This window comes from Flavonifractor sp. An10, assembly GCF_002161215.1.
GTDB classification, from domain to species: domain Bacteria; phylum Bacillota; class Clostridia; order Oscillospirales; family Oscillospiraceae; genus Flavonifractor; species Flavonifractor avistercoris.
Genome location: NZ_NFMB01000002.1, coordinates 12,699 through 34,031 on the forward strand (window position 1 = coordinate 12,699; position 21,333 = coordinate 34,031).

The 21,333-nt window shown below is 65.9% G+C and carries 24 protein-coding genes; 11 read left to right on the forward strand and 13 right to left on the reverse strand.

What is annotated here, in order from left to right:
- Positions 1-35 precede the first annotated feature (35 nt).
- The 6 genes from B5E42_RS02795 to ilvA form a co-directional block, all read right to left on the reverse strand.
- A complete protein-coding gene (locus B5E42_RS02795; protein ID WP_087236659.1) occupies positions 36-287 on the reverse strand; it encodes a hypothetical protein in 252 nt (83 codons plus the stop codon).
- Positions 227-655: a nucleotidyltransferase domain-containing protein gene (locus B5E42_RS02800; protein WP_087236660.1), complete on the reverse strand. Its 429-nt coding sequence runs from the start codon at positions 653-655 to the stop codon at positions 227-229. The genes B5E42_RS02795 and B5E42_RS02800 overlap by 61 nt, the downstream gene beginning before the upstream one ends.
- The gene (locus B5E42_RS02805) at positions 640-1,167 is read right to left on the reverse strand and encodes an AAA family ATPase (protein ID WP_087236661.1); all 528 of its coding nucleotides are present in this window, start codon (positions 1,165-1,167) and stop codon (positions 640-642) included. Before B5E42_RS02805 ends, B5E42_RS02800 begins: the two co-directional genes overlap by 16 nt.
- A complete protein-coding gene (gene recR, locus B5E42_RS02810; protein ID WP_087236662.1) occupies positions 1,167-1,769 on the reverse strand; it encodes a recombination mediator RecR in 603 nt (200 codons plus the stop codon). The genes B5E42_RS02805 and recR overlap by 1 nt, the downstream gene beginning before the upstream one ends.
- A gap of 3 nt (positions 1,770-1,772) precedes the next feature.
- Positions 1,773-2,420 carry a ribulose-phosphate 3-epimerase gene (rpe, locus tag B5E42_RS02815; protein ID WP_087236663.1) on the reverse strand — a complete coding sequence of 216 codons (648 nt, stop codon included), beginning with the start codon at positions 2,418-2,420 and terminating at the stop codon, positions 1,773-1,775.
- Positions 2,421-2,939: 519 nt separating this feature from the next.
- Entirely contained in the window at positions 2,940-4,160 is a 1,221-nt protein-coding gene (gene ilvA, locus B5E42_RS02820; protein WP_087236664.1) for a threonine ammonia-lyase, read from the reverse strand.
- A gap of 148 nt (positions 4,161-4,308) precedes the next feature.
- On the opposite strand from ilvA, the gene B5E42_RS02825 reads away from it, so the two are divergent.
- From B5E42_RS02825 to B5E42_RS02855, 7 genes are all read left to right on the forward strand, one after another.
- Positions 4,309-4,977: a 5-bromo-4-chloroindolyl phosphate hydrolysis family protein gene (locus tag B5E42_RS02825; protein ID WP_087236665.1), complete on the forward strand. Its 669-nt coding sequence runs from the start codon at positions 4,309-4,311 to the stop codon at positions 4,975-4,977.
- An 18-nt stretch (positions 4,978-4,995) separates the two neighbouring features.
- A complete protein-coding gene (locus tag B5E42_RS02830) occupies positions 4,996-6,201 on the forward strand; it encodes a toxic anion resistance protein (RefSeq protein WP_087236666.1) in 1,206 nt (401 codons plus the stop codon).
- A 74-nt stretch (positions 6,202-6,275) separates the two neighbouring features.
- Positions 6,276-6,797, forward strand: a complete 522-nt coding sequence (locus B5E42_RS02835; protein ID WP_087236667.1) for a hypothetical protein — start codon at positions 6,276-6,278, stop codon at positions 6,795-6,797.
- Between the two features lie 14 nt (positions 6,798-6,811).
- Positions 6,812-7,747: a TPM domain-containing protein gene (locus B5E42_RS02840; protein ID WP_141242430.1), complete on the forward strand. Its 936-nt coding sequence runs from the start codon at positions 6,812-6,814 to the stop codon at positions 7,745-7,747.
- Between the two features lie 106 nt (positions 7,748-7,853).
- Entirely contained in the window at positions 7,854-8,531 is a 678-nt protein-coding gene (locus tag B5E42_RS02845) for a response regulator transcription factor (protein WP_087236668.1), read from the forward strand.
- Positions 8,528-10,141, forward strand: a complete 1,614-nt coding sequence (locus B5E42_RS02850; RefSeq protein WP_087236669.1) for a HAMP domain-containing sensor histidine kinase — start codon at positions 8,528-8,530, stop codon at positions 10,139-10,141. The genes B5E42_RS02845 and B5E42_RS02850 overlap by 4 nt, the downstream gene beginning before the upstream one ends.
- Before the next feature lie 52 nt (positions 10,142-10,193).
- On the forward strand, positions 10,194-11,105 hold the full coding sequence (locus B5E42_RS02855; protein WP_087236670.1) for a DUF975 family protein: 912 nt from the start codon (positions 10,194-10,196) through the stop codon (positions 11,103-11,105).
- 402 nt (positions 11,106-11,507) lie between these two features.
- Here B5E42_RS02855 and ilvD read toward each other — a convergent pair whose 3' ends face one another.
- Entirely contained in the window at positions 11,508-13,169 is a 1,662-nt protein-coding gene (ilvD, locus tag B5E42_RS02860; RefSeq protein WP_087236671.1) for a dihydroxy-acid dehydratase, read from the reverse strand.
- Positions 13,170-13,289: 120 nt separating this feature from the next.
- Between ilvD and B5E42_RS02865 the strand changes: the two genes are divergently transcribed.
- Positions 13,290-13,967 carry an FCD domain-containing protein gene (locus tag B5E42_RS02865; protein ID WP_087236672.1) on the forward strand — a complete coding sequence of 226 codons (678 nt, stop codon included), beginning with the start codon at positions 13,290-13,292 and terminating at the stop codon, positions 13,965-13,967.
- 52 nt (positions 13,968-14,019) lie between these two features.
- Here B5E42_RS02865 and B5E42_RS02870 read toward each other — a convergent pair whose 3' ends face one another.
- Positions 14,020-14,277 (reverse strand): hypothetical protein, encoded by a 258-nt coding sequence (locus tag B5E42_RS02870; RefSeq protein WP_087236673.1) that lies wholly within the window; start codon positions 14,275-14,277, stop codon positions 14,020-14,022.
- 84 nt (positions 14,278-14,361) lie between these two features.
- Here B5E42_RS02870 and B5E42_RS02875 point away from each other — a divergent pair, with 84 nt between their 5' ends.
- The 3 genes from B5E42_RS02875 (at position 14,362) to B5E42_RS02885 (ending at position 15,753) form a co-directional block, all read left to right on the forward strand.
- Positions 14,362-14,586 (forward strand): helix-turn-helix transcriptional regulator, encoded by a 225-nt coding sequence (locus tag B5E42_RS02875; protein WP_255396982.1) that lies wholly within the window; start codon positions 14,362-14,364, stop codon positions 14,584-14,586.
- A gap of 7 nt (positions 14,587-14,593) precedes the next feature.
- Positions 14,594-14,839, forward strand: coding sequence for a helix-turn-helix transcriptional regulator (locus B5E42_RS02880; RefSeq protein ID WP_087236674.1), 246 nt, complete (start codon positions 14,594-14,596; stop codon positions 14,837-14,839).
- A 143-nt stretch (positions 14,840-14,982) separates the two neighbouring features.
- Positions 14,983-15,753, forward strand: a complete 771-nt coding sequence (locus B5E42_RS02885; protein WP_087236675.1) for a helix-turn-helix transcriptional regulator — start codon at positions 14,983-14,985, stop codon at positions 15,751-15,753.
- Between the two features lie 50 nt (positions 15,754-15,803).
- On the opposite strand, the gene B5E42_RS02890 is transcribed toward B5E42_RS02885, so the two are convergent.
- The 5 genes from B5E42_RS02890 to B5E42_RS02915 form a co-directional block, all read right to left on the reverse strand.
- Positions 15,804-16,205 carry a hotdog fold domain-containing protein gene (locus B5E42_RS02890; protein WP_087236676.1) on the reverse strand — a complete coding sequence of 134 codons (402 nt, stop codon included), beginning with the start codon at positions 16,203-16,205 and terminating at the stop codon, positions 15,804-15,806.
- Positions 16,206-16,306: 101 nt separating this feature from the next.
- Entirely contained in the window at positions 16,307-16,876 is a 570-nt protein-coding gene (locus B5E42_RS02895) for an ECF transporter S component (RefSeq protein ID WP_087236677.1), read from the reverse strand.
- Between the two features lie 377 nt (positions 16,877-17,253).
- Complete coding sequence (uvrA, locus tag B5E42_RS02905; protein ID WP_087236679.1) at positions 17,254-20,076, reverse strand: excinuclease ABC subunit UvrA; 2,823 nt, start codon at positions 20,074-20,076, stop codon at positions 17,254-17,256.
- Positions 20,077-20,123: 47 nt separating this feature from the next.
- Positions 20,124-20,321 (reverse strand): hypothetical protein, encoded by a 198-nt coding sequence (locus B5E42_RS02910; RefSeq protein ID WP_087236680.1) that lies wholly within the window; start codon positions 20,319-20,321, stop codon positions 20,124-20,126.
- Position 20,322: 1 nt separating this feature from the next.
- Positions 20,323-21,333: an aldo/keto reductase gene (locus tag B5E42_RS02915; RefSeq protein WP_087236681.1), complete on the reverse strand. Its 1,011-nt coding sequence runs from the start codon at positions 21,331-21,333 to the stop codon at positions 20,323-20,325.

The following is a 21,333-nucleotide window of genomic DNA, read 5'->3' on the forward strand; positions in this document are numbered from 1 at the left end:
CGAGAGATTCCGGGGACGTTTTTCATGGCAGGCAGTTATTGCGGCCCGTCCAGCAGGGCCTCCAGGTACGCCACCCACCGCTCCAGGGCGGCGGCGTCCAGGCGGGAGAGGGCGTCTGTGTAGAGGGCGTACCCCTCCGGGCGGGCCGTTTCCAGCCAGCGCAGGCTCTTCTTGGGCCCCTGGTAGAGGTGTCCGCAGAGGTCGCAGCAGATCTCCAGGCTGTCTGTCAGCAGCCAGTGCCAGCGGAACAGCCCCTCCGCGTCCCCACGGCCGGCCCGCAGCAGCATCTTGCGGCACCAGGCCGCCTGGGCGCGGTTCTCCTCCGGCGTCCTGGGGGGCAGGCTGTCCCGATAGGCGCCAGCTTCTCCAGCAGGGCCTTTCCGGAGCCGTCCCGATCCCACACCAGCTTCCCGTCCAGCAGGCGGAGAAACTCCGCCATGGGGAAGTCCCCCTGAAAGTCGGCGGCGGGGTGGACGAACAGATCAAGCCGCACCCCGTCCACGAGGGACACGTCGCGGCGGGCCGGGCCGTCCGCCGTCAGGGCCAGGGCGTCAAAGTCGCTGTCCGGGCCGTTGGAGCCGTCGGCATAGGAGCCGTAGACAAACAGGGCGGCGGGGGCATAGGTATCTTCGATATAGCTCAGAATTTTCTCCATGCCTGGCCCTCCCGTTCCAGCTTAGCCAGGAAGCCCGCGCAGGCGCAGGGGGAGCGGAACACGCGGAGCTCCCCCGTCCAGCCGTCCAGCAGCTCCAGCACCTGGGGCCGCTGGGTGCGGTGGAACTCCCAGATCCAGCGGACAAATTCACCGTCCAGCCGCTCCGGGCAGTCCGCCGCCATATCGGGGCGGGTGCGCCCCCGCCAGGTGAGGATCCGCCGCAGGGCCCGGAGCAGGCACACCCGCCGGGGGTAGTCCAGCAGCACCACGGCGTCGCACCGCTCCAGCCGCCGGGGGAGCGTGCGCAGGTAGTTGCCGTCGATCACCCACTCCTCCCCCAGCAGGACGGCGTCCAGCAGGGCGTCAAACTCCCCCTCGGTGCGGTTGACCCACCCGGACTTCCACCACAGCTTGTCCAGATGCACCACCGGCAGGGAGAGGGCCTCCCCCAGAGACCGGGCCAGGGTGGACTTCCCCGCGCCGGGGCAGCCCAGCACCAGCACCCGGCGCATCACATCTCCCTCCGGCCCTCCAGGGCCCGCATGAGGGTGGCGTCGTCGGCGTACTCCAGGTGGCTGCCCACCGGGATGCCGTAGGCCAGCCGGGTCACCTTCACCTGGAAGGGCTTGAGGAGCCGGGACAGGTACATGGCGGTGGCCTCCCCCTCGGTGTCCGGGTTGGTGGCCATGATTACCTCGGCCACGCCCCCCTTGGCCACCCGGTCTACCAGCTCCTTCACCCGGATGTCGTCGGGGCCCACGTGGTTCATGGGGGAGATCACCCCGTGGAGCACGTGGTAGAGGCCGGGGTACTCCCGGGAGCGCTCCATGGCCACCACGTCCTTGGGGTCGGCCACCACGCAGATCACCGAGGTGTCCCGCTTGGGATCCTGGCAGATGGGGCACAGCCCCTCCCCCTCGGAGAAGTTCTGGCACACGGGGCAGCAGTGGATGGAGGCTTTGGCGCTGACGATGGCGTCGGCAAAGGCGGCAGCGTCCTCCTCCGGCAGGGAGAGGACGAAGAAGGCCAGCCGCTGGGCGGTCTTGCGGCCGATGCCGGGCAGGCGGGCGAACTGCTCCACCAGCCGCTCCAGCGCGGGCGGAAGGTACTGCATCGGTCACACCCCCCGCAGGGCGGCGATGGCCGCCGCCGGATCTTCCGCGCCGTACACGGCGGAGCCGGCCACCAGGGTGTCCGCCCCGGCGGCAATCACCGCCGCCGCCGTCTTGGGGCCGATGCCGCCGTCCACCTCCAGCCGGCAGGCGGGGTTGTACTTTTCAATCAGCTCCCGCACCTGGCGGATGGTGTCCAGCTGGTTCTCCAGGAAGGCCTGGCCGCCGAAGCCGGGCTCCACCGTCATCACCAGCACCATGTCCAGCCCCTCCAGGTAGGGCAGCACCGCCCGGGCGGAGGTGATGGGCCGCAGGGCCACCGCCTTCTTGACCTTGCAGGCCTCCATGCGCCGCAGGGCCTCGGCGATGCCGGTGGGGTGGTCGGCCTCCAGGTGGACGGACAGGAGATCCGCCCCCGCCCGGGCAAAGGCCTCCACATACCGCACCGGCTTGTCGATCATCAGGTGCACGTCCAGGAACAGGTCGGTGCATCTGCGGATAGACTTTACCACCGGCACGCCGATGGTGATGTTGGGCACAAAGCAGCCGTCCATCACGTCCACGTGGAGCCAGTCGGCGGAGGACACCCGGTGAATGTCCCGCTCCAGGTTGGCAAAATCTGCCGAGAGGATGGACGGGGCAATTTTAATCATTTTTTTACCACTCCTTGAAGGGAAGTTCAGAATTGTGTGGTAGGATAAGCCGTGGCGCCCGGGACAGGCCCGGGGCAAACTGGGGGCGGGGCACATAGGATACGGCAAGCGGACGCCGCCCGGGGCCCCGCCGGGGCTCCCCTCCGCCCACGGGCGCCGGCCCGGCGGCCCCTGCCCCGGGGGAAACGGCACCGCATCATATAACCCGGTCTAGGGGGGATTTCATCCCCCCTAGATACGGGGAGGCCGCGCCGCATATGCGGCACAGCCTCCCCGATACCCCCCTCAAAGGCGCGGAGGCTTTCTGCGGAAAGCCTGTCGCTTCGCTCCGAGCCGCGCCTCGCGGGCGGGAACCAGTTCCCCCCGCGTGCCCCCCTCCGCTCTCCGAGGGGGCAGGGGCGGCCTGCGGCCGCCCGCGTAGGGTGCGACGACCCGGCGCGCCGCGGCAACCTGCCGGCAGTGTAGGGCGCGGCATCCCTGACGCGCCGCAGCAGGGCGGGGGCTTGCCCCCGCCGCCCGTCAGTCATAGACGTTCTTGGTGCTGCACTCCCGGGCCTGATACCCGGCGGCGCGGAGGGCCTCCAGGATGGTTTTCTTATGGGCGTGGCCGAAGGCCTCCAGGGTGACCCGCAGCTCCACGCCGCTCTGGCGGTTGATGTTGACGAACTGGTTGTGCTCCAGCCGGATGACGTTGCCGTTGGCCTCGGCCACAATCTGGGCCACCCGCAGCAGCTCGCCGGGACGGTCGGGTAGCTGGACGGAGAAGGTGAACACCCGGCCCCGGTTGATCAGCCCGTGCTGCACCAGGGAGGCCACGGTGATCACGTCCATGTTGCCGCCGGAGAGGACAGGCACCACGTTCTTGCCCTTGCACTTCAGGTGGTACAGGGCGGCGATGGGCAGCAGGCCGGCGTTCTCCACGATCATCTTGTGCTTCTCCATCATGTCCAGGAAGGCGTCCACCAGCTCGTCGTCGTCGATGGTGATGATGTCGTCGATATTCTTCTGGATATAGGGGAAGATCTGGTCACCGGGGGTTTTCACCGCCACGCCGTCGGCAATGGTCTCCACCCTGTCCAGGGTGACCACGTGGCCCGCCTCCACGCTGGCCTTCATGGAGGCCGCGCCGGTGGGCTCCACGCCGATCACCGTCACGTTGGGGTTGAGCAGCTTGGCCAGGGTGGACACGCCGGAGGCCAGCCCGCCGCCGCCGATGGGCACCAGGATCACGTCCACATCGGGGAGATCCTGGAAGATCTCGTAGGAGATGGTGCCCTGTCCGGTGGCCAGGGCGGGGTCGTTGAAGGGGTGGACGTAGGTGAGCCCCTCCTCCTGGGCCAGCTTAGAGGCCAGCTCGGCGGCGTCGTCGAAGGTCTCCCCGTGGAGCACCACCTTGGCCCCGTAGTCCTTGGTGTTGTTCACCTTCACCAGGGGGGTGGTGGTGGGCATGACGATGGTGGCCTCCACCCCGGCGTGCTGGGCGGCGTAGGCCACGCCTTGGGCGTGGTTGCCGGCGGAGGCGGTGACCAGCCCGCGGGCCTTCTCCTCGTCGCTGAGGGTGCTGATCTTATAGTAGGCGCCCCGGATCTTGTACGCGCCGGTGAGCTGCATGTTCTCCGGCTTGATGTACACCTGATTGCCGGTGGCCTTGGAAAAGGCGGGGCTGTAGACCAGCGGGGTGTCCCGGATCACACCGGAGAGCACGCCGCGGGCCTCTTTGAAATCTTTGAGTGTGAGCATGGCGCAGACTTCCTCTCTGTTGGCTGAAACCTTTTTTTCTCAATAGATATAATGATAATAACTTTTCCCCCTAAAGTCAACGTGTTTTCTTGACACCCGGAGACGGGAAAGGTAGAATAAAACCATCCCCAGGTCTGGAGGAGATCCCATGGCAAAAATCGTGAAAAAATCGCCCATACCGCTGTACGGCGCGGCGGCGGTGTGGCTTTTGTGGGCCGTTTTCCTGCCCATGTATGCCCTGTGGCACTTTGCGCTGGTGGCCGCCGCGTCGCTGCTGGTGTGGTTCGGCCTGAAAAAGCTGTGCCCCGACAAGGTGCTGAACCTGCCGGATCCGGAGTCTCAGCCGGAACCTGAGCCCCAGCCGGAGCCGGCCAGACAGGCGCCGGAGGATCCCATCGCCGCCGAGCGGGCGCGGGCTCTGTCCGAGCTGCGGCGGCTGGACGACAACATCGAGGACGAGAAGATCTCCGCCCAGATCGTCCACATGGAGGAGGTCACCGGCAAGATCTTTGACATCGTGGCCGGGCAGCCCGCCAAGCTGCCCCAGATCCGCCGGTTTTTGAACTACTACCTGCCCACCACCCTGAAGCTGCTCAACGCCTATGACCGGATGGGCAGCGCCGGGGTGGAGGGGGCCAACATCGACGGCACCATGGGGCGCATCGACGCCATGATGGACAAGGTGGTTCAGGCCTTTGACAAGCAGCTGGACGCCCTCTTTGCCGACGAGGCGCTGGATATTTCAACCGACATCACCGTCCTGGAGCAGATGCTGGCCCGGGAGGGCCTGGGCGGCATGCAGATGGGACAATCATAACGAGGAGGAAGGAAAACCATGGCTGATCAAACTGATTTCACCCCGGAGCTCACCCTGACCCCCAATCTGGACACCGCCGCTGCGGCGGCGGAGGCCCCCAAGGCCCCGGAGGCGCCCACCCTCACCCTGGATCCCACCGGCGCGGCGGCCGCGGCGGCCGCCCAGCAGGACAAGGATGCCCAGGCCATCCAGCTGGACGAGAGCCAGCTCACCGAGGCCGAGCGCAAGATGGTGGACGACTTTGCCAAGCAGATCGACATCACCGACGCCAACCTGGTGCTCCAGTACGGCGCGGCGGCCCAGAAGAACATCGCCGGCTTCTCCGAGAGCACTCTCAACTCGGTGCGCACCAAGGATCTGGGGGAGATCGGCCAGGCCCTGTCCTCCCTGGTGGTGGAGCTGAAGGGCTTCGGCAAGGAGGAGGACGAGAAGGGCATCTTCGGGTTCTTCAAGAAGAAGCGCAACGAGCTGGAGGCCATGAAGGTGGCCTACACCAAGGCCGAGGCCAATGTGGACAAGATCGTGGAGGTGCTGGAGGGCCACCAGGTGACCCTGATGAAGGACATCGCCATGCTGGATCAGATGTACGAGCTCAACACCAAGTATTACAAAGAGCTGACCATGTATATCCTGGCGGGCAAGAAGCGGCTCAAGCAGGTGCGGGAGGAGGATCTGGCCCAGCTCCAGAAGAAGGCCGCCCAGTCCGGCACCCAGGAGGACGCCCAGGCGTACAACGACCTGGCCAACATGATCTCCCGGTTTGAAAAGAAGCTCCACGATCTGGAGCTGACCCGCATGATCTCCATCCAGATGGGCCCCCAGACCCGCCTGATCCAGAACAACGACACCCTGATGCTGGAGAAGATCCAGTCCTCCCTGGTGAACACCATCCCCCTGTGGAAGAGCCAGATGGTGCTCTCCCTGGGCCTGGAGCACTCCCGTCAGGCCACCGCCGCCCAGAGCGCGGTGACCAACATGACCAACGAGCTGCTGCAGAAGAACGCCGACATGCTGAAGATGGGCACCATCGAGACCGCCAAGGAGGCCGAGCGCAGCGTGGTGGACATCCAGACCCTCCAGCACACCAACGAGCAGCTCATCTCCACCCTGGACGAGGTGATGAACATCCAGCGGGAGGGCGCCCAGAAGCGCCGGGAGGCCGAGGCCGAGCTGGGCAAGATCGAGGGCCAGCTCAAGCAGAAGCTGTTGGAACTGCGTGGCTGACAGCGCGTAGGGGCGGATAGTATCCGCCCGTCCGGTGTGCAAACCACCCGCTGTTTTGAAAATGAGGTAATCCCATGAAATTTCTCAAAACCCACACCGGCGCCATGGTGGTGCTGGCGGTGGTGATTGTGCTGTCCACCCTGCTGGGCTCCCACCGCTCCCTGGTGCAGGCCAGGGCGCAGGTGGAGGCGCAGTTCGCCCCCATCGCCGGGGATCTCCAGGACTGCGTGGACATCACCGCCAACCTGCTCACCGTGGCGGGGCGCTACCTGGATCAGGGCGAGCTGACCGACCTGACAGCCAGCCGGGAGGCCCTGGCGGGGAGCACCGGCATCTCCGACGCCTACGCGGCCTACCAGCGGCTGCTGGGGGACGCGGAGACCGTGTTCCTCAAGCTGGAGGACGAGAGCCTGACGGAGCGGGACGCCGACTATGTCCAGGGCTTCCGCACCGACCTGGCCTCTGAGCAGGACACCATCTCCCGGGACGGCTACAACGCCGCGGCGGAGGACTTCAACACCCGGGTGCTGGGGGGCTTCCCCGCCGGCATCCTGGGTACGCTCACCTTCGTCCAGCCGGCGGAGATCTTCCAGTGAGAGGAGAGGAAGCCATGAAAAAGCTGCTGACCGCCGCCCTGCTGGGGGCGGCCCTGCTCACCGGCACGGCCGGCGCGGTGGTGGAGCCCACCGACGCCTTCTATGTGGCCGACTACGCCGACGTGCTCAGCGAGGAGACCGAGCAGTACATCATCGACCAGAACGAGGCCCTCTTCGAGGCCACCGGCGGCCAGATCGTGGTGGTGGCGGTGGACTTCATGGACGGCATGGACTCCGCCGACTACGCCATGGCCGTGGCGGAGAAGTGGGGCGGCATCGGCGACGCGGAGCGGAACAACGGCTTTCTGCTGGTGTACGCCGTGGGGGAGAACAAGGTGTGGGCCATGGCGGGCACCGGCATTGAGGACGCCCTGTCCGCCTCCACCATCGAGGGCTGGCTGGAGGAGGACTTCTACGACGGCTACGACGCCGGGGAGTACGACAGCGCCACCCGGGCCTTCTTCGACGACGTCTATGGCTGGTATGAGAGCTATTACGCCACCTCCGCCACGGGGGGCGCGGCCCAGCCGGGTTACGAATATCTCCCCCAGCCGGAGAACGACCATTTCTATGCCCACACGGGCTCCAGCCTGATCGGGACGCTGCTGTCCCTGTTCCTGGCGCCGCTGATCGTGGTGATCATCGTGGTGGCGATTCTGGCCGACGGCTGGCGCTACCGCCGCTATCACCGGCGGTACATGGGGCCCGGCATGCCGCCCCGCCCTATGTGTACCGGCCCTTCATCTTCGCTGGCCCCACCGGCCCAGGCCGCCCGCCCGCCCAGAGGCCCGCCCCCATGGGCGGCGGCTTCAACGGCGGGGCTTCGGGCGGCGGGCGGGCGCTCCGGCGGAGGCTTCTCCCGGGGCGGCGGCTTCGGCGGCAGATCCCGCGGGGGAGGTGGCTTCTCCCGCGGCGGCGGGTTCCGCGGCGGCGGAGCCGGACGCCGGTAAGCATTCTTTCATCAAACAAGGCCCTGGAGTGCCCCTCCAGGGCCTTTGTCATAACTCCGACACATCTGGGGGTTAGACTGTGGGCGGAAACAGAGGAGGGGAGACCATGGACGGCCATGTGCTGATCGTGGAGGATGAACAGCGCCTGCGGGACATCATCCGGGACTACTTCACCGCCCACGGGGCGGACTGCGACCTGGCCCGGGACGGGGCGGAGGCCCTGGAGCTGCTGCGGGAGAACGACTACGACGCCATCCTGCTGGATGTGCTCATGCCCAACCTGGACGGCTTTGCCGTGTGCCGGGCGGTGCGGGAGCACAGCGGGGTGCCCATTTTGTTCCTCACCGCCCTGGGGGGCGAGGAGGACGTGCTGCGGGGCTACGCCCTGGGGGCGGACGACTACGTGACCAAGCCCTTCTCCCTGGCGGTGCTGCTGGCTAAGACCGGGGCGCTGATCCGCCGCAGCCGGGGCGGCCCGGGGACGGAAACCCTCACCTGCGGGGTCATCACTCTGGAGCCGGGCCGCCGGGCCTGCACCGTGGACGGCCGGGCGGTGGAGCTGCCGCCCCGGGAGTACGAGTTGCTGCTCTGCCTCATGCGCCACCAAGGGCAGGTGCTCAGCCGGAGCCAGCTGCTGGACCGGGTGTGGGGCATCGACTTCGAGGGGGGCGACCGGGCGGTGGACGGCCGGATCAAGGCCCTCCGGGCCGCCCTGGGCCCGGCAGGAAAGCAGATTAAGACGGTGTTCAAGGCGGGCTACAAGCTGGAGGAGGGAGCGTCGTGAAAGACAGGCTTCTGTTTCTGCGGGCCTTTGCCCGGACGCTGTGCATCTGCCTGGCCGTCTGGGCGGCGGCCATGGCGGCGCTGGTGTGGCTCAACGGACGGTGGAGCGCGGAGGACATTCTCACCAACGAATATGAGGCGCGCCGGTCGGCCGGTTCCCTGAATGGGGAAGAGATGGATTTCTCGGTCGATCTGAGCATGATCGCCTGTGAAGAGCTAGAGCGCTATGGGGGCCAGATGCTCCTGCGGATCTATGACGAGGAAGGCGGTGTGCTGGGGCAGAGCCAGCTGTTGATGGCCCGGATCGCCAAGGACGGCTTCCTCCAATACGTCCTGTTTGACGCCGCCATGACCGACGCCGAGCAGCTGGCCGCCGCCCGGGTGTTCATGGAATATCCATGGCTCAGGGTCTATCAGCTCTATGACGAGGCGTCTGCCGCCTTTGAGAGCCTGGAGATGACCGGCTGGACGGAGGGGGAGGCGTTCTTCCCCATCCGAGCGGTGCTCCACCTGGACGGGGAGGAGATCACCCTGGTGGACGCCGATCCGGCCCGCTTTCCGGGGAAAACCATGGAGAACATCCAGACGCCCCATGTGCAATTTTATTCCGCCCTGGCGGGGCGGGGCGGGCCGGAAATGCGGCTGGAGCAGTACCGGACTCTGGAGGCGGAGATGGACGCCTGGATCAAGCAGCTGCTGACCCAGGATCCCCGCACCGGCCTGACCTATGATCAGATGATCATGACCGCCGGGGGAACGGCACCCCGCACATTTCCAAATATGTCCATGGACGGCTCCATGGAGCAGATTGTGGTAAGCAATTATGCGCTTCCCCCGTTCTACCTGCTCTACGGCCTGGAGCCCGCCATCCTGCTCACCCTGGCGGCGGCGGTGGCCCTGGCCTGTTGGCTGACCTGGCTGGAGACCCGGGCCATCCGCCGGGAGCGGAATTTTACCCGGGCGGCGGCCCACGAGCTGAAAACGCCCCTGGCGGTGCTCCGCTCCCACGCGGAGGCCCTGCGGGAAGACATCGACCCGGCCAAGCGGGAACAGTACCTGGACGTGGTGCTGGACGAGAGCGACCGCATGGCGGCCCTGGTGGGGCAGCTGCTGGATCTGTCCCGGCTGGAGCGGGGCGTCCCCCTCAAACGGGAGCGGGTGGACTTTGCCGCTCTGGTGCGGGCGTGCTTTGACCGCCTGTCCCTGTCCGCGGGGGAGCGGGATCTCCATGTGACCCTGAACCTGACAGAGGGGGCGGTGTCCGGCGACCGGGCCCGGCTGGAGGAGGCGGTGGGCAATCTGGCGTCCAACGCCCTGCGGTACACCCCGGCGGGGGGCAGCATATCGGTACGGCTGGAGAACAGCCGGGGGAAGCTGTGGCTTGCGGTGGACAACGACGGCCAGGGATTTACCCCCAGGGAGCTTTCCCGCCTGTGGGAGCCCTTTTACCGGGGCGACCCGGCCCGCAGCCGGGACACCGGCGGGGCCGGCCTGGGCCTGGCCATCGTCCGGGCGGCGGTGCGCGCCCACGGCGGCACCTGCGGGGCGGAGAACCGGGCCGGCGGGGTGCGCTTCTGGCTGGAATTGCCCGCCTTGCAATCAGACGGCTGATATGATAGAATGATTCCACCAATCAAGAAACAGAGATTGCGAGGAATTTTCTATGGGCTATAACCGGCCGGAGGCCAAGGCGCTGGCCAAGCAGGCCATGCGCACCACCTATCCCCACCCCATGCTGGTGACCCTGGTGTATGTACTGCTTGCCTCGGTGCTCACCAACATGGTGTCCAAACTGGTGACCAACCCATTTGGCGCCTTTTACCTGTATGTGCTGGACAGAAGCTACGACATTGAGGATCTGATCCGCGTGCTGCTCGTCCCCCGCACCGTGGCGGCCTTCCTGGTGATACAGCTGCTCATCACCGTCTATCAGTGGATCATGAGCTTCGGCTACACCTCCTACGTCCTGCGCATGGCGCGGAACGAGCAGCCCAACTACTGGAATCTGCTGGACGGCTTCCGCACCATCGGCCGGGCCTTCCTGGTGTATCTGCTGATCTATATCTTCACCACACTGTGGAGCCTGCTGTTTTTGGTGCCCGCCTTTATCGTGATGCTGGTGTCGGCAATGGGCGGCCCGATGCTGATGTTCCTGGCCCTCCTGCTGGTGATCGCCGCGGCCATCCTGTCCGTCATTGTCACCTACCGCTACCGCCTGGCGGTGTATTTCCTGCTGGACAACCCGGAGATGGGGGCCCTGGCCGCCATCACCGAGAGCAAGAGGGCCATGATGGGCTGGAAGGGCGAGCTGTTCATCCAGGATCTGTCCTTCCTGGGCTGGTGGCTTCTGCTCAGCCTTGCCTCGCTGCTGGCGTTCTCCCTGGGCTCGATTTTTGGGCTCGGCGTTGGGGGCCTGCTGTCCTTTCTTACCGTGAAGATCGCATCGCTGTGGTTCAGCCCTTACATCTGGGGTACCGAGGCCAACTTTTACGACTGGGTGGTGCATGGCCGCTACTCCTATCGGGACAACAGCGGCCCTGATGCCGGCTACCAGAGTCCCTACAGCAATTTCTGAATCAAACAAACATCCCGGCCCTCCGAGCGGAGGGCCGGGATGTTTGTATAGCGGAAAGGGGCGAAGCGGGCGGATGCTATCCGCCCCTACAGGGCAGGTGGTTCCCGCCCCCGGACACCCCGGACGTAGGGCGCGGTATCCTTGACGCGCCGGGCAGAGGCGGGCGGAAACCCGCGCTTACTCCAGGACGGCGCCGCGAGCGGCGCTGGTGACCAGCTTGGCATACCGGGCCAGATACCCGGTCTTGCATGCCCCATGGGCCGGCGCAGCCGCCTCATGGGGGCCCAAGTGAGGATAAAATCTGCCCGGCGGAAGTGAATCCCGCCGGGCATCAAGGTTTTGCCTGGGGCAAAACGCTTGGGACGCGCTGACGCGCGGGGCAAGGTCAAGACCGCCGAAGGCTTACTCCAGCACAGCACCCCGTGCGGCGCTCGTTACCAGCTTGGCATACCGGGCCAGGTAGCCGGTCTTGACCTTGGGTTCGGGACAGACCCACTTGGCGCGCCGCGCGGCCAGGGCGGCCTCGTCCACCTGGACGTCGATCCTGTTGGCGGGGATGTCGATGGAGATGATGTCCCCCTCCTCCACCAGGGCGATGGGGCCGCCCTGGGCGGCCTCGGGGCAGACGTGGCCGATGGCGGCGCCCCGGGTGGCGCCGGAGAACCGGCCGTCGGTGATCAGGGCCACGGACTCGCCCAGGCCCATGCCCACAATGGCGGAGGTGGGGTTGAGCATCTCCCGCATGCCGGGGCCGCCCTTGGGGCCCTCGTAGCGGATGACCACCACGTCGCCGGGGACGATCTTGCCGGCGTAGATGGCGGCGATGGCCTCCTCCTCGCCGTCAAACACCCGGGCGGGGCCGGTGTGGGCCATCATCTCGGGGGCGACGGCGGAGCGCTTGACCACGCAGCCCTCGGGGGCCAGGTTGCCCTTGAGCACGGCGATGCCGCCGTCCTGGGAGTAGGGGTTGTCGATGGGGCGGATGATCTCGGGGTTGCGGTTGACCACCCCCTCCAGGTTCTCGGCCATGGTCTTGCCGGTGACGGTCATGACGGAGGTGTCCAGCAGGCCCTTTTTCGTCAGCTCCTTCATGACGGCGTACACGCCGCCGGCGCCCTCCAGATCCTCCATGAAGGTGTCCCCGGCGGGGGCCAGGTGGCACAGGTTGGGGGTCTTGGCGGAGATGGCGTTGGACATGTCCAGATCCAGCTCGATGCCGCACTCGTGGGCGATGGCGGGCAGGTGGAGCATGGTGTTGGTGGAGCAGCCCAGGGCCATGTCCACCGTCTCGGCGTTGTGGAAGGCGGCGGGGGTCATGATGTCCCGGGGCTTGATGTCCTTCTCCACCAGCTCCATGATCTGCATGCCCGCGTGCTTGGCCAGCCGCAGGCGGGCCGACCACACGGCGGGAATGGTGCCGTTGCCCCGCAGGCCCATGCCGATGGCCTCGGTGAGGCAGTTCATGGAGTTGGCGGTGTACATGCCGGAGCAGGAGCCGCAGGAGGGGCAGGCGTTGTTCTCATAGTCCTCCACGCCGGCCTCGTCCAGCTTGCCGGCCTTGTAGGCGCCCACGGCCTCGAACATGTGGCTCAGGCAGGAGCGGCGGCCGTCCTCCAGCCTTCCGGCCAGCATGGGGCCGCCGGAGACGAAGATGGTGGGGATGTTCACCCGGGCGGCGGCCATGAGCAGGCCGGGCACGTTCTTGTCGCAGTTGGGGATCATCACCAGGCCGTCGAACTGGTGGGCGATGGCCATGGCCTCGGTGGAGTCGGCGATCAGATCCCGGGTGACCAGGGAGTATTTCATGCCGATGTGGCCCATGGCGATGCCGTCGCACACGGCGATGGCGGGGAACTCCACCGGGGTGCCGCCGGCGGCCCGGACGCCGGCCTTCACCGCCTCGGCGATCTTGTCCAGGTTCATGTGGCCGGGGACGATCTCGTTGTAGGAGCACACCACGCCGATGAGGGGCCGCTCCAGCTCCTCCTTGGTGTAGCCCAGGGCATAGAACAGGGAGCGGTTGGGGGCGCGCTCCACGCCCTTCGTCACGTTGTCGCTGCGCATAGGGAAAACCTCCTCCAGAAAAATGGGTACAAGTTGTATGATAATACTTGCATTGTCTGACTATATATTATAGGATAGAGGAGAGGCTGTCAAGGACTGACTGAAAGGAAAGTGAGATCCATGGAGAAAAAAAGCCTGGCCCAGCAGACCGCCGAGCGGCTCTACGGCCAGATTGTGGTGGAGAAGGCCCTGGCGCCGGGGGAGAAGCTGCCCAACGAGGTGGAGCTGTCCGCCGCCCTGGGGGTGAGCCGGGCCACCCTGCGGGAGGCCATCCGCACCCTGTCCGCCGAGGGGGTGCTGGAGGTACGCCGGGGCAAGGGCACCTTTGTGTCCGGACGGGTGGAGGAGATTGACGACTTCGGCTTCTCCGGCCTGGAGCGGGTGAAGGGTCAGCTGCGGGATCTCTTCGAGCTGCGGGCCATGTTCGAGCCCCGGGCCGCCGCCCTGGCCTGCCGCCGGGCCACGGAGGCCCAGCGGGCGGAGATCCTGGAGAAGGGCCGGGCGGTGGAGGAGTGCATCCGGGCGGGCAGAGACCGCACCGCCGCAGACCGGGCCTTCCACGCCGCCATCGTCCGGGCCGCCCACAACGAGTTCCTCATGCGCCTGCTGCCCCTCATTGACCAGGCGGTGGCCGCCGCCCTGACGGCGGGGGAGCACCAGGAGCAGCTGGCGGAGGACACCCTGCGGGATCACGCCCTGCTGATGGAGTTCTTCCAGCGGGGGGACGCCGAGGGCGCGGAGCACGCCATGGCCATCCACATGCGCCACAGCATGGACGTGATGGGGCTGAAAGAGTAAAACACGGAGCGCCGCCCGGTTCGGGCGGCGCTCCTGTGTTCTGCGGCAGAGGTCACTCGCACTCCCAGTGCCGGTCGGTTTCCAGCCCGGCCTCATGCCAGGCGCTCACAATGGCGTCGATGCGCTGAAAGCAGGTGGGATCGTCCAGTGCCTCATCGTCCAAAATCTCCTTGATCCGGCGGAGCAGCTGAACCGCGCAGAGCTCTGTCATATGGGCAATGGCTTCATCGCTCAGACAGTCCAGATATGTTATGATATAGCTGCCGATGGCGTTTGCACAGAGCTGCCTGGCCGTTTGATCGAAATTCATTGCACTCACCTCTGCCTCAATTATAGGTCAAAATCACCCTATTTTCAATAGGTCAATTTGCCATACTGTCTTTGGGTGATGATGATGTCAAGACTGAGACAGCTGAGAGATGCGCTGGGTTATTCTCAGGTGAAGATCCAGATGCTGACAGGGATTGACCAGAGCGATTACTCCAAAATTGAGAACGGGAAGCGGCACATGTCCTTTGAACAGTGCAAGCGGCTGGCGGTGGCCTTAAAGACCAGCATGGACTACCTGGCCGGTCTGACCGACAAGCCAGATCCCTATCCTCCTGCTCGACGGAGGTGACGATGCCATGTACAAGAACCGGGGGCCGGACGGGAGATGCAACCTGTGCGGCCAGCGGGTGGCCCAGCTCCGCAAGTCCATGAAGCCGAAGGTCTCCCAGCGGGCGCTGGCCGATATGCTCCAGCTGGCCGGGGTAGACGTGGATAAGAATGCGATTCAGCGAATTGAGTGTGGAAAACGGTTTGTCACAGACGTTGAGTTGAAGATTCTGGCCCAGGTGCTGGGCGTGACTGCGGACGAGCTTCTGCAATAGAGGGGGAAGCAGGTTCCCTGCCGGGCAATGGGCCGCACCCTGCGCAGAGGCCGCAAAGCCCTGGGGGAGAAGGACTCTACCGCTGGTCGGTTGACGGGGGCGCCTCTTTCGGCTAGGCTGGAGGGGCGAAGGAGGAAACCGATATGAGCGAGAACCATGAGATCGACAAGGAAAAATTCGGGGCCTTTCTGGCCCGGCTGCGGAAGGAGAAGGGCCTGACCCAGAAGGAGCTGGCGGAGCGGCTGTTTGTCTCCGACAAGGCGGTGAGCAAGTGGGAGCGGAGCCTGAGCCTGCCCGACGTGGCCCTGTTGCTCCCCCTGGCGGACTGCCTGGGGGTGAGCGTCACCGAGCTGCTGCGGGGGGAGCGCACCACCCAGCCCCAGCTTCCGGTGGAGGAGGTGGAGGCCCTGGTGGGCTCCGCCCTCCGCATGGGCGGGGAGGAGCAGGCAGAGCGCCGGACAGACCGCCGGCGGTGGCGGCTGGCCTGCGTGCTGTGCGTGCTGGCCGGGGCGGCGGAGACGCTTGCGCTCCGGGCCCTGGGCTTTTCCTGGGCGGAGCTGGGCCCCGCCGTGCTGCTGGTGGAGGGGATGAGCCTGGTTTTCGCCCTGTGGCTGTGCTTCTGGGTAAAGGAGCGCCTGCCCGCCTACTACGACGAGAACCGCATCAGCATCTACAGCGACGGGGTGTTCCGCCTGAGCCTGCCGGGGGTGCACATCAACAACAGCAACTGGCCCCATATCCTGCGGGCCATGCGGGTGTGGCTGCTGGGGGCCATGGTGCTCTTCCCCCTGCTCTGGGGGGCGCTGGCCGCCCTGTGGCCGGGGCGGCTTTCCGCCGTCAGGCTGGCCCTGGTGCTGGTATTCTGCCTGGGCCTCTTTGTCCCCGCCATGCTCGCCGCCAGGCGGCACGCATGATAAAAAAACTCCGCCTGCTGTGCAGGCGGAGTTTTTTCCCGGTGAAATGATTAGTGAGGAATGCGCTGGCAGTCCTTGGGGGTCACGCAGGTGCCCTCGGCAATGCACACCACCACGGGCTCGGCCAGGAAGTCGGCGGCGGAGGGGCTGATGTCCGGGCGGGACACGGCCACCTTGCGGGCCTCGAACTTCATCTTGCGGGAGGTGTTGCCGATGTGGGTGATCTCACCGTAGGCCTCGATGTAGTCGCCGGCGTAGACAGGCGCCTTGAACTCGATGTTGTTGTACGCGCAGAACAGGCCCTCATCGCCGTCGCACTGGATCAGCAGCTCGGTGGCCACGTCGCCGAACAGGTGAACCATGTGGGCGCCGTCCACCAGGTTGCCGCCGTAGTGGGCGTCCTTGGCGGACATGCGCAGGCGGATCATAGAGGTATACTTCTTCTCTTCCATGTCATTCCACTCCTAAACTTTTTTTGGGAAATTTGATGAAATGGTACGTGAAATTGCGCAGATCTATTGTACGGCTTTGGACGGAACTTGTCAACACCGGCTTACGCCAGAGGCAGGTGGGCCCGCTTCATGGCGGAGCGGATGGCCAGGTACAGGGGCGGAGCCGCCGCCACCGCCGCCGCCCCATTGAACAGGGAGGCGGGGATTTTCAGGGGCAGCAGGGCCGCCGCCGCGGCAAAGGGCAGGCCGCCCACCAGCATGTTGTCGTAGAGCAGGGACTTTCCGAAGTAAAGCGCGTAATAGACCAGACAGCCCGTCAGGGCCGCCGCCAGACAGCGGGGATAGCCCAGACGTTCCCGCCGCTGGGCGTTTCCGGCCACCAGTCCGGCCCCCAGGCCCATGGCCCCCTTGGTCAGGAAGGTGAGCCAGCACTCCGGGGCAAAGACCGGGTTGGTCAGGTCGTACAGGGCGGAGCCCAGGCCGGAGGCCAGGCCGCCCACGGGCCCCAGCAGCAGCCCGGACAGGACACAGGCGATGTTGGCCAGGGTGAAGGAGGTCTCGCCGGTGGGCAGGGGGATGATGATTCTGGGGTAGTTGACGGCGAACACCACCGCCGTCATCATGGCCAGCATGACCAGCCGCTGGGTGGTGAAGCCCTTTTGTCCAGACATGGGACGCACCTCGCTGTCATTGACTTGCGGGATCAGTATAACACCGGACTGACCTTAAAACAAAATCCAGATTCAGAAAATAGAGCAAGGTCAGACAGGACGCAGAGCCGCCGCGAGAACTCGCGGCGGCTCTGTATTTCAGGCAGGCGGGTCACAGCATGCGCTTGAGGTACTGCCCGGTATAGGACGCCTCACAGGCGGCCACCTCTTCGGGGGTGCCCGTGACAACGATGTTTCCGCCGCCGTCGCCAATCCCCACGCGGCAGGCCGCGCGGGGGCCCCGGATTGATTTTATCTGCTCGGGCGGAGTGAATCCGCCCGGCATCAAGGTTTTGCCAGAGGCAAAACGCTTGGTGGGCGGCGGCGACGGCCGCTTTTTACAGCATCCGCTTGAGATACTGCCCGGTGTAAGAGGCGGCGCACTGCGCCACCTCTTCGGGGGTGCCCGTGACGACGATGTTTCCGCCGCCGTCGCCGCCCTCGGGGCCCAGGTCGATGATGTGGTCGGCGGTCTTGATCACGTCCAGGTTGTGCTCGATGACCACCACGGTGTTGCCCACCTCCACCAGCTTCTGGAGCACCTCGATGAGCTTGTGCACGTCGGCGGTGTGCAGGCCGGTGGTGGGCTCGTCCAGGATATAGATGGTCTGGCCGGTGGAGCGCTTGGCCAGCTCGGTGGCCAGCTTGACCCGCTGGGCCTCGCCGCCGGACAGGGTGGTGGAGGGCTGGCCCAGCTTCACGTACCCCAGGCCCACCTCGTAGAGGGTCTGGAGCTTGTTGTACAGCTTGGGCAGGTTCTCGAAGAAGGGGAGGGCCTCCTCCACCGTCATCTCCAGCACCTCGTAAATGTTCTTGCCCTTGTAGCGCACCTCCAGGGTCTCCCGGTTGTACCGCTTGCCCTTGCACACCTCGCAGGGCACGTAGATGTCGGGGAGAAAGTGCATCTCGATTTTCAGCAGGCCGTCGCCCTGGCAGGCCTCGCACCGGCCGCCCCGCACATTGAAGGAGAACCGCCCGGCGTTGTAGCCCCGGCTCTTGGCGTCGGGGGTGGAGGCGAACAGCTCCCGGATGTCGTTGAACAGCCCGGTGTAGGTGGCCGGGTTGGAGCGGGGGGTGCGGCCGATGGGGGACTGGTCGATGTCGATCACCTTGTCCAGGAATTCCTCCCCCTCAATGGAGGCGTGCTTGCCCGGCCGGGTCTTGGCCCGGTTCAGATCGGCGGCCAGCCGCTTGAAGAGGATCTCGTTGACCAGGGAGGATTTTCCGCTGCCGGACACGCCGGTGACGCAGGTGAAGGTGCCCAGGGGGATGGACACGTCCACATTCTGCAGGTTGTTCTCCGCCGCGCCCCGGATGGTGAGGAAATTTCCATTGCCCTTCCGCCGCTCGCTGGGCACGGGGATCTTCTTCCGGCCCGACAGGTAGTCGCCGGTGATGGAGCCGGGGGTGTTCATGACCTCCTCGGCGGTGCCGCAGGCCACCACCTGGCCGCCGTGGACGCCGGCGCCGGGGCCGATGTCCACGATGTAGTCGGCGGCGCGCATGGTGTCCTCGTCGTGCTCCACCACCAGCAGGGTGTTGCCCAGATCCCGCAGGTGCTTCATGGTGTCCAGCAGCATGTCGTTGTCCCGCTGGTGCAGGCCGATGGAGGGCTCGTCCAGGATGTAGAGCACCCCCATGAGGGAGGAGCCGATCTGGGTAGCCAGGCGGATGCGCTGGCTCTCGCCGCCGGACAGGGTGGCGGCGGCCCGGCTCAGGGTCAGGTACTGGAGCCCCACGCTCTGGAGGAAGCCCAGCCGGCTCTTGATCTCCTTGAGGATCCGGCCGGCAATCATCATCTTCTGCTCGCTCAGCTCCAGGTGCTCGATGAAGTCCAGTGCCTCGGTCACCGACTTGTGGCAGAAGGCGTCGATGTTGATGTCCCCCACCGTGACGGCCAGGGCCTCCTTGCGCAGGCGCTTGCCGCCGCAGTCGGGACAGGGGTGCTCGGCCATGCACTCCTCCAGCTCCCGCCGCATGGCGTCGCTCTGGGTCTCCTTGTAGCGGCGCTCCAGGTTGTTGACCACGCCCTCGAAGGCCTGCATCAGGGTGCCCTTGCCGTTGGCCCGGTCGTAGGTCAGCTTCAGCTTCTCCCCGCGGGTGCCGTAGAGGATTACGTCCATGACCTCCGGGGGAAGCTCCTCCACCGGGGTGGTGAGCTTGAAGCCGTACTGCTTGGACAGGGCGTCGAAGTACATCCGGGAGATGGAGTCCCCCTTGATGTTGTTCCAGCCGGAGGCGGTGATGGCCCCGTCCAGGATGGACAGCTTCTTGTTGGGGATGATCAGGTCGGGATCCACCTTCAGCTGGGAGCCCAGGCCGGTGCAGGTGGGGCAGGCGCCGAAGGGGTTGTTGAAGGAGAACATGCGGGGGGACAGCTCCTCGATGGAAATGCCGCAGTCCTCACAGGCGTAGTTCTGGGAGAACAGGATGTCCCGATCCTCGTTCACGATGTTGATCACCACCAGGCCGCCGGCCAGGGCGGCGGCGGTCTCCACGCTGTCGGTGAGGCGGCGGTGGATGTCCTCCTTGATCACCAGGCGATCCACCACGATCTCGATGTTGTGCTTCTTATTCTTGTCCAGGGGGATCTCTTCGGTGAGGTCATAGAGGGAGCCGTCGGCCCGGCAGCGGACGTAGCCCGACTTGCGGGCGTCCTCAAAGATCTTCTGGTGGGTGCCCTTCTTGCCCCGCACCACCGGGGCCATGACCTGGATGCGGGTGGCCTCGGGCAGGGCCATCACCTGGTCGATGATCTGGTCGATGGTCTGCTGCTGGATCTCCTTGCCGCACTTGGGGCAGTGGGGGGTGCCCACCCGGGCCCACAGCAGGCGCAGGTAGTCGTAGATCTCCGTCACCGTGCCCACGGTGGAGCGGGGGTTCTTGGAGGTGGTCTTCTGGTCGATGGAGATGGCGGGGGACAGGCCGTCGATGTAGTCCACGTCGGGCTTCTCCATCTGGCCCAGGAACATCCGGGCGTAGGAGGACAGGGACTCCACATAGCGGCGCTGGCCCTCGGCGTAGATGGTGTCAAAGGCCAGGGAGGACTTGCCGGAGCCGGACAGGCCGGTGAGCACCACCAGCTTGTCCCGGGGAATGTCCACGTCGATGTTTTTCAGGTTGTTCTCCCGTGCGCCTTTGACAAAAATATGGTCGAGCATAGGTTTGGTTTCTCCTTTGAAATGGCAATCAGCCCGGCGGGCCGGACTCAGAACAGGGGGCGGAGGATAACATGCCACAGGGCCCACAGCAGAAGGGCGGCGCCCAGCACCCCGGCGGGCAGGCGCACCCGCTTGGGCGGCCTGGGCCAGGCGGCCAGACAGATCAGGGCGAAGGATGCCAGCCCCAGCAGCAAGGGGGCATAGATGGTCAGCAGCACGCCCCAGTCCACATCCCACCGGCCCATGTCAGCGGCCGAAGATCCTGGCCACATCCATCAGCATGTCCCGGATGGGCAGGCCGTAGGGGCAGCGCTTTTCGCAGGCGCCGCACATGACGCAGGAGCCGGCGTGGTAGGGCATGGCGTCGTAGCGGGCCCTGGCCCAGTCGGCCAGGCCGTACTTTTTGGTGTAGTTGGCCATGAGGAAGCAGCTGGGGATGTCGATGCCGTTGGGGCAGGGGGCGCAGTAGTTGCACCGGCGGCAGAACTGGGTGCCCAGCTCCTTGCGGACGGCGGCACACTGCTCCAGCTCCGCCTCGGTGAAGGAAGTTTCCAGATCCACGGCGGCGTTGCGATCCACCTCCTCGGGGGAGCCCATGCCGGGGATCATCACGTCGCACACGCCGCTGGCGGCGATGTACCGCAGGGCCAGGGCGTAGTCGTCCAGGTTGCCCCCCGCCAGGGGCTTCATGGCGATGGTGCCCATGCCCTTCTCCCGGGCCAGGGCCAGCACGTCCCTGCCCTGATCCTCCACAATATTATAGGGGAACATGACGGTCTCCAGACGGTCGGAATACTGCTCCACCAGGATTTTCAGGGCGTCGGCGCTGTGGGCGGTGACGCCGATGTGGCCGATCTTCCCGGCGGCCTTGGCCTCCGCCAGGGCCTCCCAGGCGCCGCCGGGGCCGAACACCTTCCCGATGTCCTTCTCCGGCAGGTTGTGGAGCTGGTAGAGCTCAATGTGGCCGGTGCGCAGGTTGGACAGGCTGGTCTCGATGTCCCTGGCCATGCTCTCCCTGTCCCGGCTCATGCTCTTGGTGGCCAGGATGAACTTGTCCCGCCGGCCCTCCAGCGCCGCGCCCAGGTACTCCTCGGACACGGTATAGCCCCGGGCGGTGTCGATGTAGTTGATGCCGTACTCCTCCAGCTTGTCCACCACGGCCTTTGTGTTGGCCGCGTCGGCCCGCTGGATGGGGATGCCCCCGAAGGAGAGCTGGGAGACGTTCAGGCCGGTGCGGCCAAGGGTGACGTATTTCAT

Excerpts from the sequence above, each read along its gene's own strand:
- B5E42_RS02915 (WP_087236681.1), bottom strand. The coding sequence starts at position 21,333 with ATGAAATACGTCACCCTTGGCCGCACCGGCCTGAACGTCTCCCAGCTC.
- recR (WP_087236662.1), bottom strand. The coding sequence starts at position 1,769 with ATGCAGTACCTTCCGCCCGCGCTGGAGCGGCTGGTGGAGCAGTTCGCC.
- B5E42_RS02825 (WP_087236665.1), top strand. The coding sequence starts at position 4,309 with ATGGCAAAAATCGTGAAAAAATCGCCCATACCGCTGTACGGCGCGGCG.
- B5E42_RS02840 (WP_141242430.1), top strand. The coding sequence starts at position 6,812 with ATGAAAAAGCTGCTGACCGCCGCCCTGCTGGGGGCGGCCCTGCTCACC.
- B5E42_RS02830 (WP_087236666.1), top strand. The coding sequence starts at position 4,996 with ATGGCTGATCAAACTGATTTCACCCCGGAGCTCACCCTGACCCCCAAT.
- B5E42_RS02910 (WP_087236680.1), bottom strand. The coding sequence starts at position 20,321 with ATGGGCCGGTGGGATGTGGACTGGGGCGTGCTGCTGACCATCTATGCC.
- uvrA (WP_087236679.1), bottom strand. The coding sequence starts at position 20,076 with ATGCTCGACCATATTTTTGTCAAAGGCGCACGGGAGAACAACCTGAAA.
- B5E42_RS02895 (WP_087236677.1), bottom strand. The coding sequence starts at position 16,876 with ATGTCTGGACAAAAGGGCTTCACCACCCAGCGGCTGGTCATGCTGGCC.
- B5E42_RS02870 (WP_087236673.1), bottom strand. The coding sequence starts at position 14,277 with ATGAATTTCGATCAAACGGCCAGGCAGCTCTGTGCAAACGCCATCGGC.
- rpe (WP_087236663.1), bottom strand. The coding sequence starts at position 2,420 with ATGATTAAAATTGCCCCGTCCATCCTCTCGGCAGATTTTGCCAACCTG.
- B5E42_RS02800 (WP_087236660.1), bottom strand. The coding sequence starts at position 655 with ATGGAGAAAATTCTGAGCTATATCGAAGATACCTATGCCCCCGCCGCC.
- B5E42_RS02885 (WP_087236675.1), top strand. The coding sequence starts at position 14,983 with ATGAGCGAGAACCATGAGATCGACAAGGAAAAATTCGGGGCCTTTCTG.
- B5E42_RS02845 (WP_087236668.1), top strand. The coding sequence starts at position 7,854 with ATGGACGGCCATGTGCTGATCGTGGAGGATGAACAGCGCCTGCGGGAC.
- B5E42_RS02835 (WP_087236667.1), top strand. The coding sequence starts at position 6,276 with ATGAAATTTCTCAAAACCCACACCGGCGCCATGGTGGTGCTGGCGGTG.
- B5E42_RS02890 (WP_087236676.1), bottom strand. The coding sequence starts at position 16,205 with ATGGAAGAGAAGAAGTATACCTCTATGATCCGCCTGCGCATGTCCGCC.
- ilvD (WP_087236671.1), bottom strand. The coding sequence starts at position 13,169 with ATGCGCAGCGACAACGTGACGAAGGGCGTGGAGCGCGCCCCCAACCGC.
- B5E42_RS02795 (WP_087236659.1), bottom strand. The coding sequence starts at position 287 with ATGCTGCTGCGGGCCGGCCGTGGGGACGCGGAGGGGCTGTTCCGCTGG.
- B5E42_RS02805 (WP_087236661.1), bottom strand. The coding sequence starts at position 1,167 with ATGCGCCGGGTGCTGGTGCTGGGCTGCCCCGGCGCGGGGAAGTCCACC.
- B5E42_RS02865 (WP_087236672.1), top strand. The coding sequence starts at position 13,290 with ATGGAGAAAAAAAGCCTGGCCCAGCAGACCGCCGAGCGGCTCTACGGC.
- ilvA (WP_087236664.1), bottom strand. The coding sequence starts at position 4,160 with ATGCTCACACTCAAAGATTTCAAAGAGGCCCGCGGCGTGCTCTCCGGT.
- B5E42_RS02880 (WP_087236674.1), top strand. The coding sequence starts at position 14,594 with ATGTACAAGAACCGGGGGCCGGACGGGAGATGCAACCTGTGCGGCCAG.
- B5E42_RS02855 (WP_087236670.1), top strand. The coding sequence starts at position 10,194 with ATGGGCTATAACCGGCCGGAGGCCAAGGCGCTGGCCAAGCAGGCCATG.
- B5E42_RS02875 (WP_255396982.1), top strand. The coding sequence starts at position 14,362 with ATGTCAAGACTGAGACAGCTGAGAGATGCGCTGGGTTATTCTCAGGTG.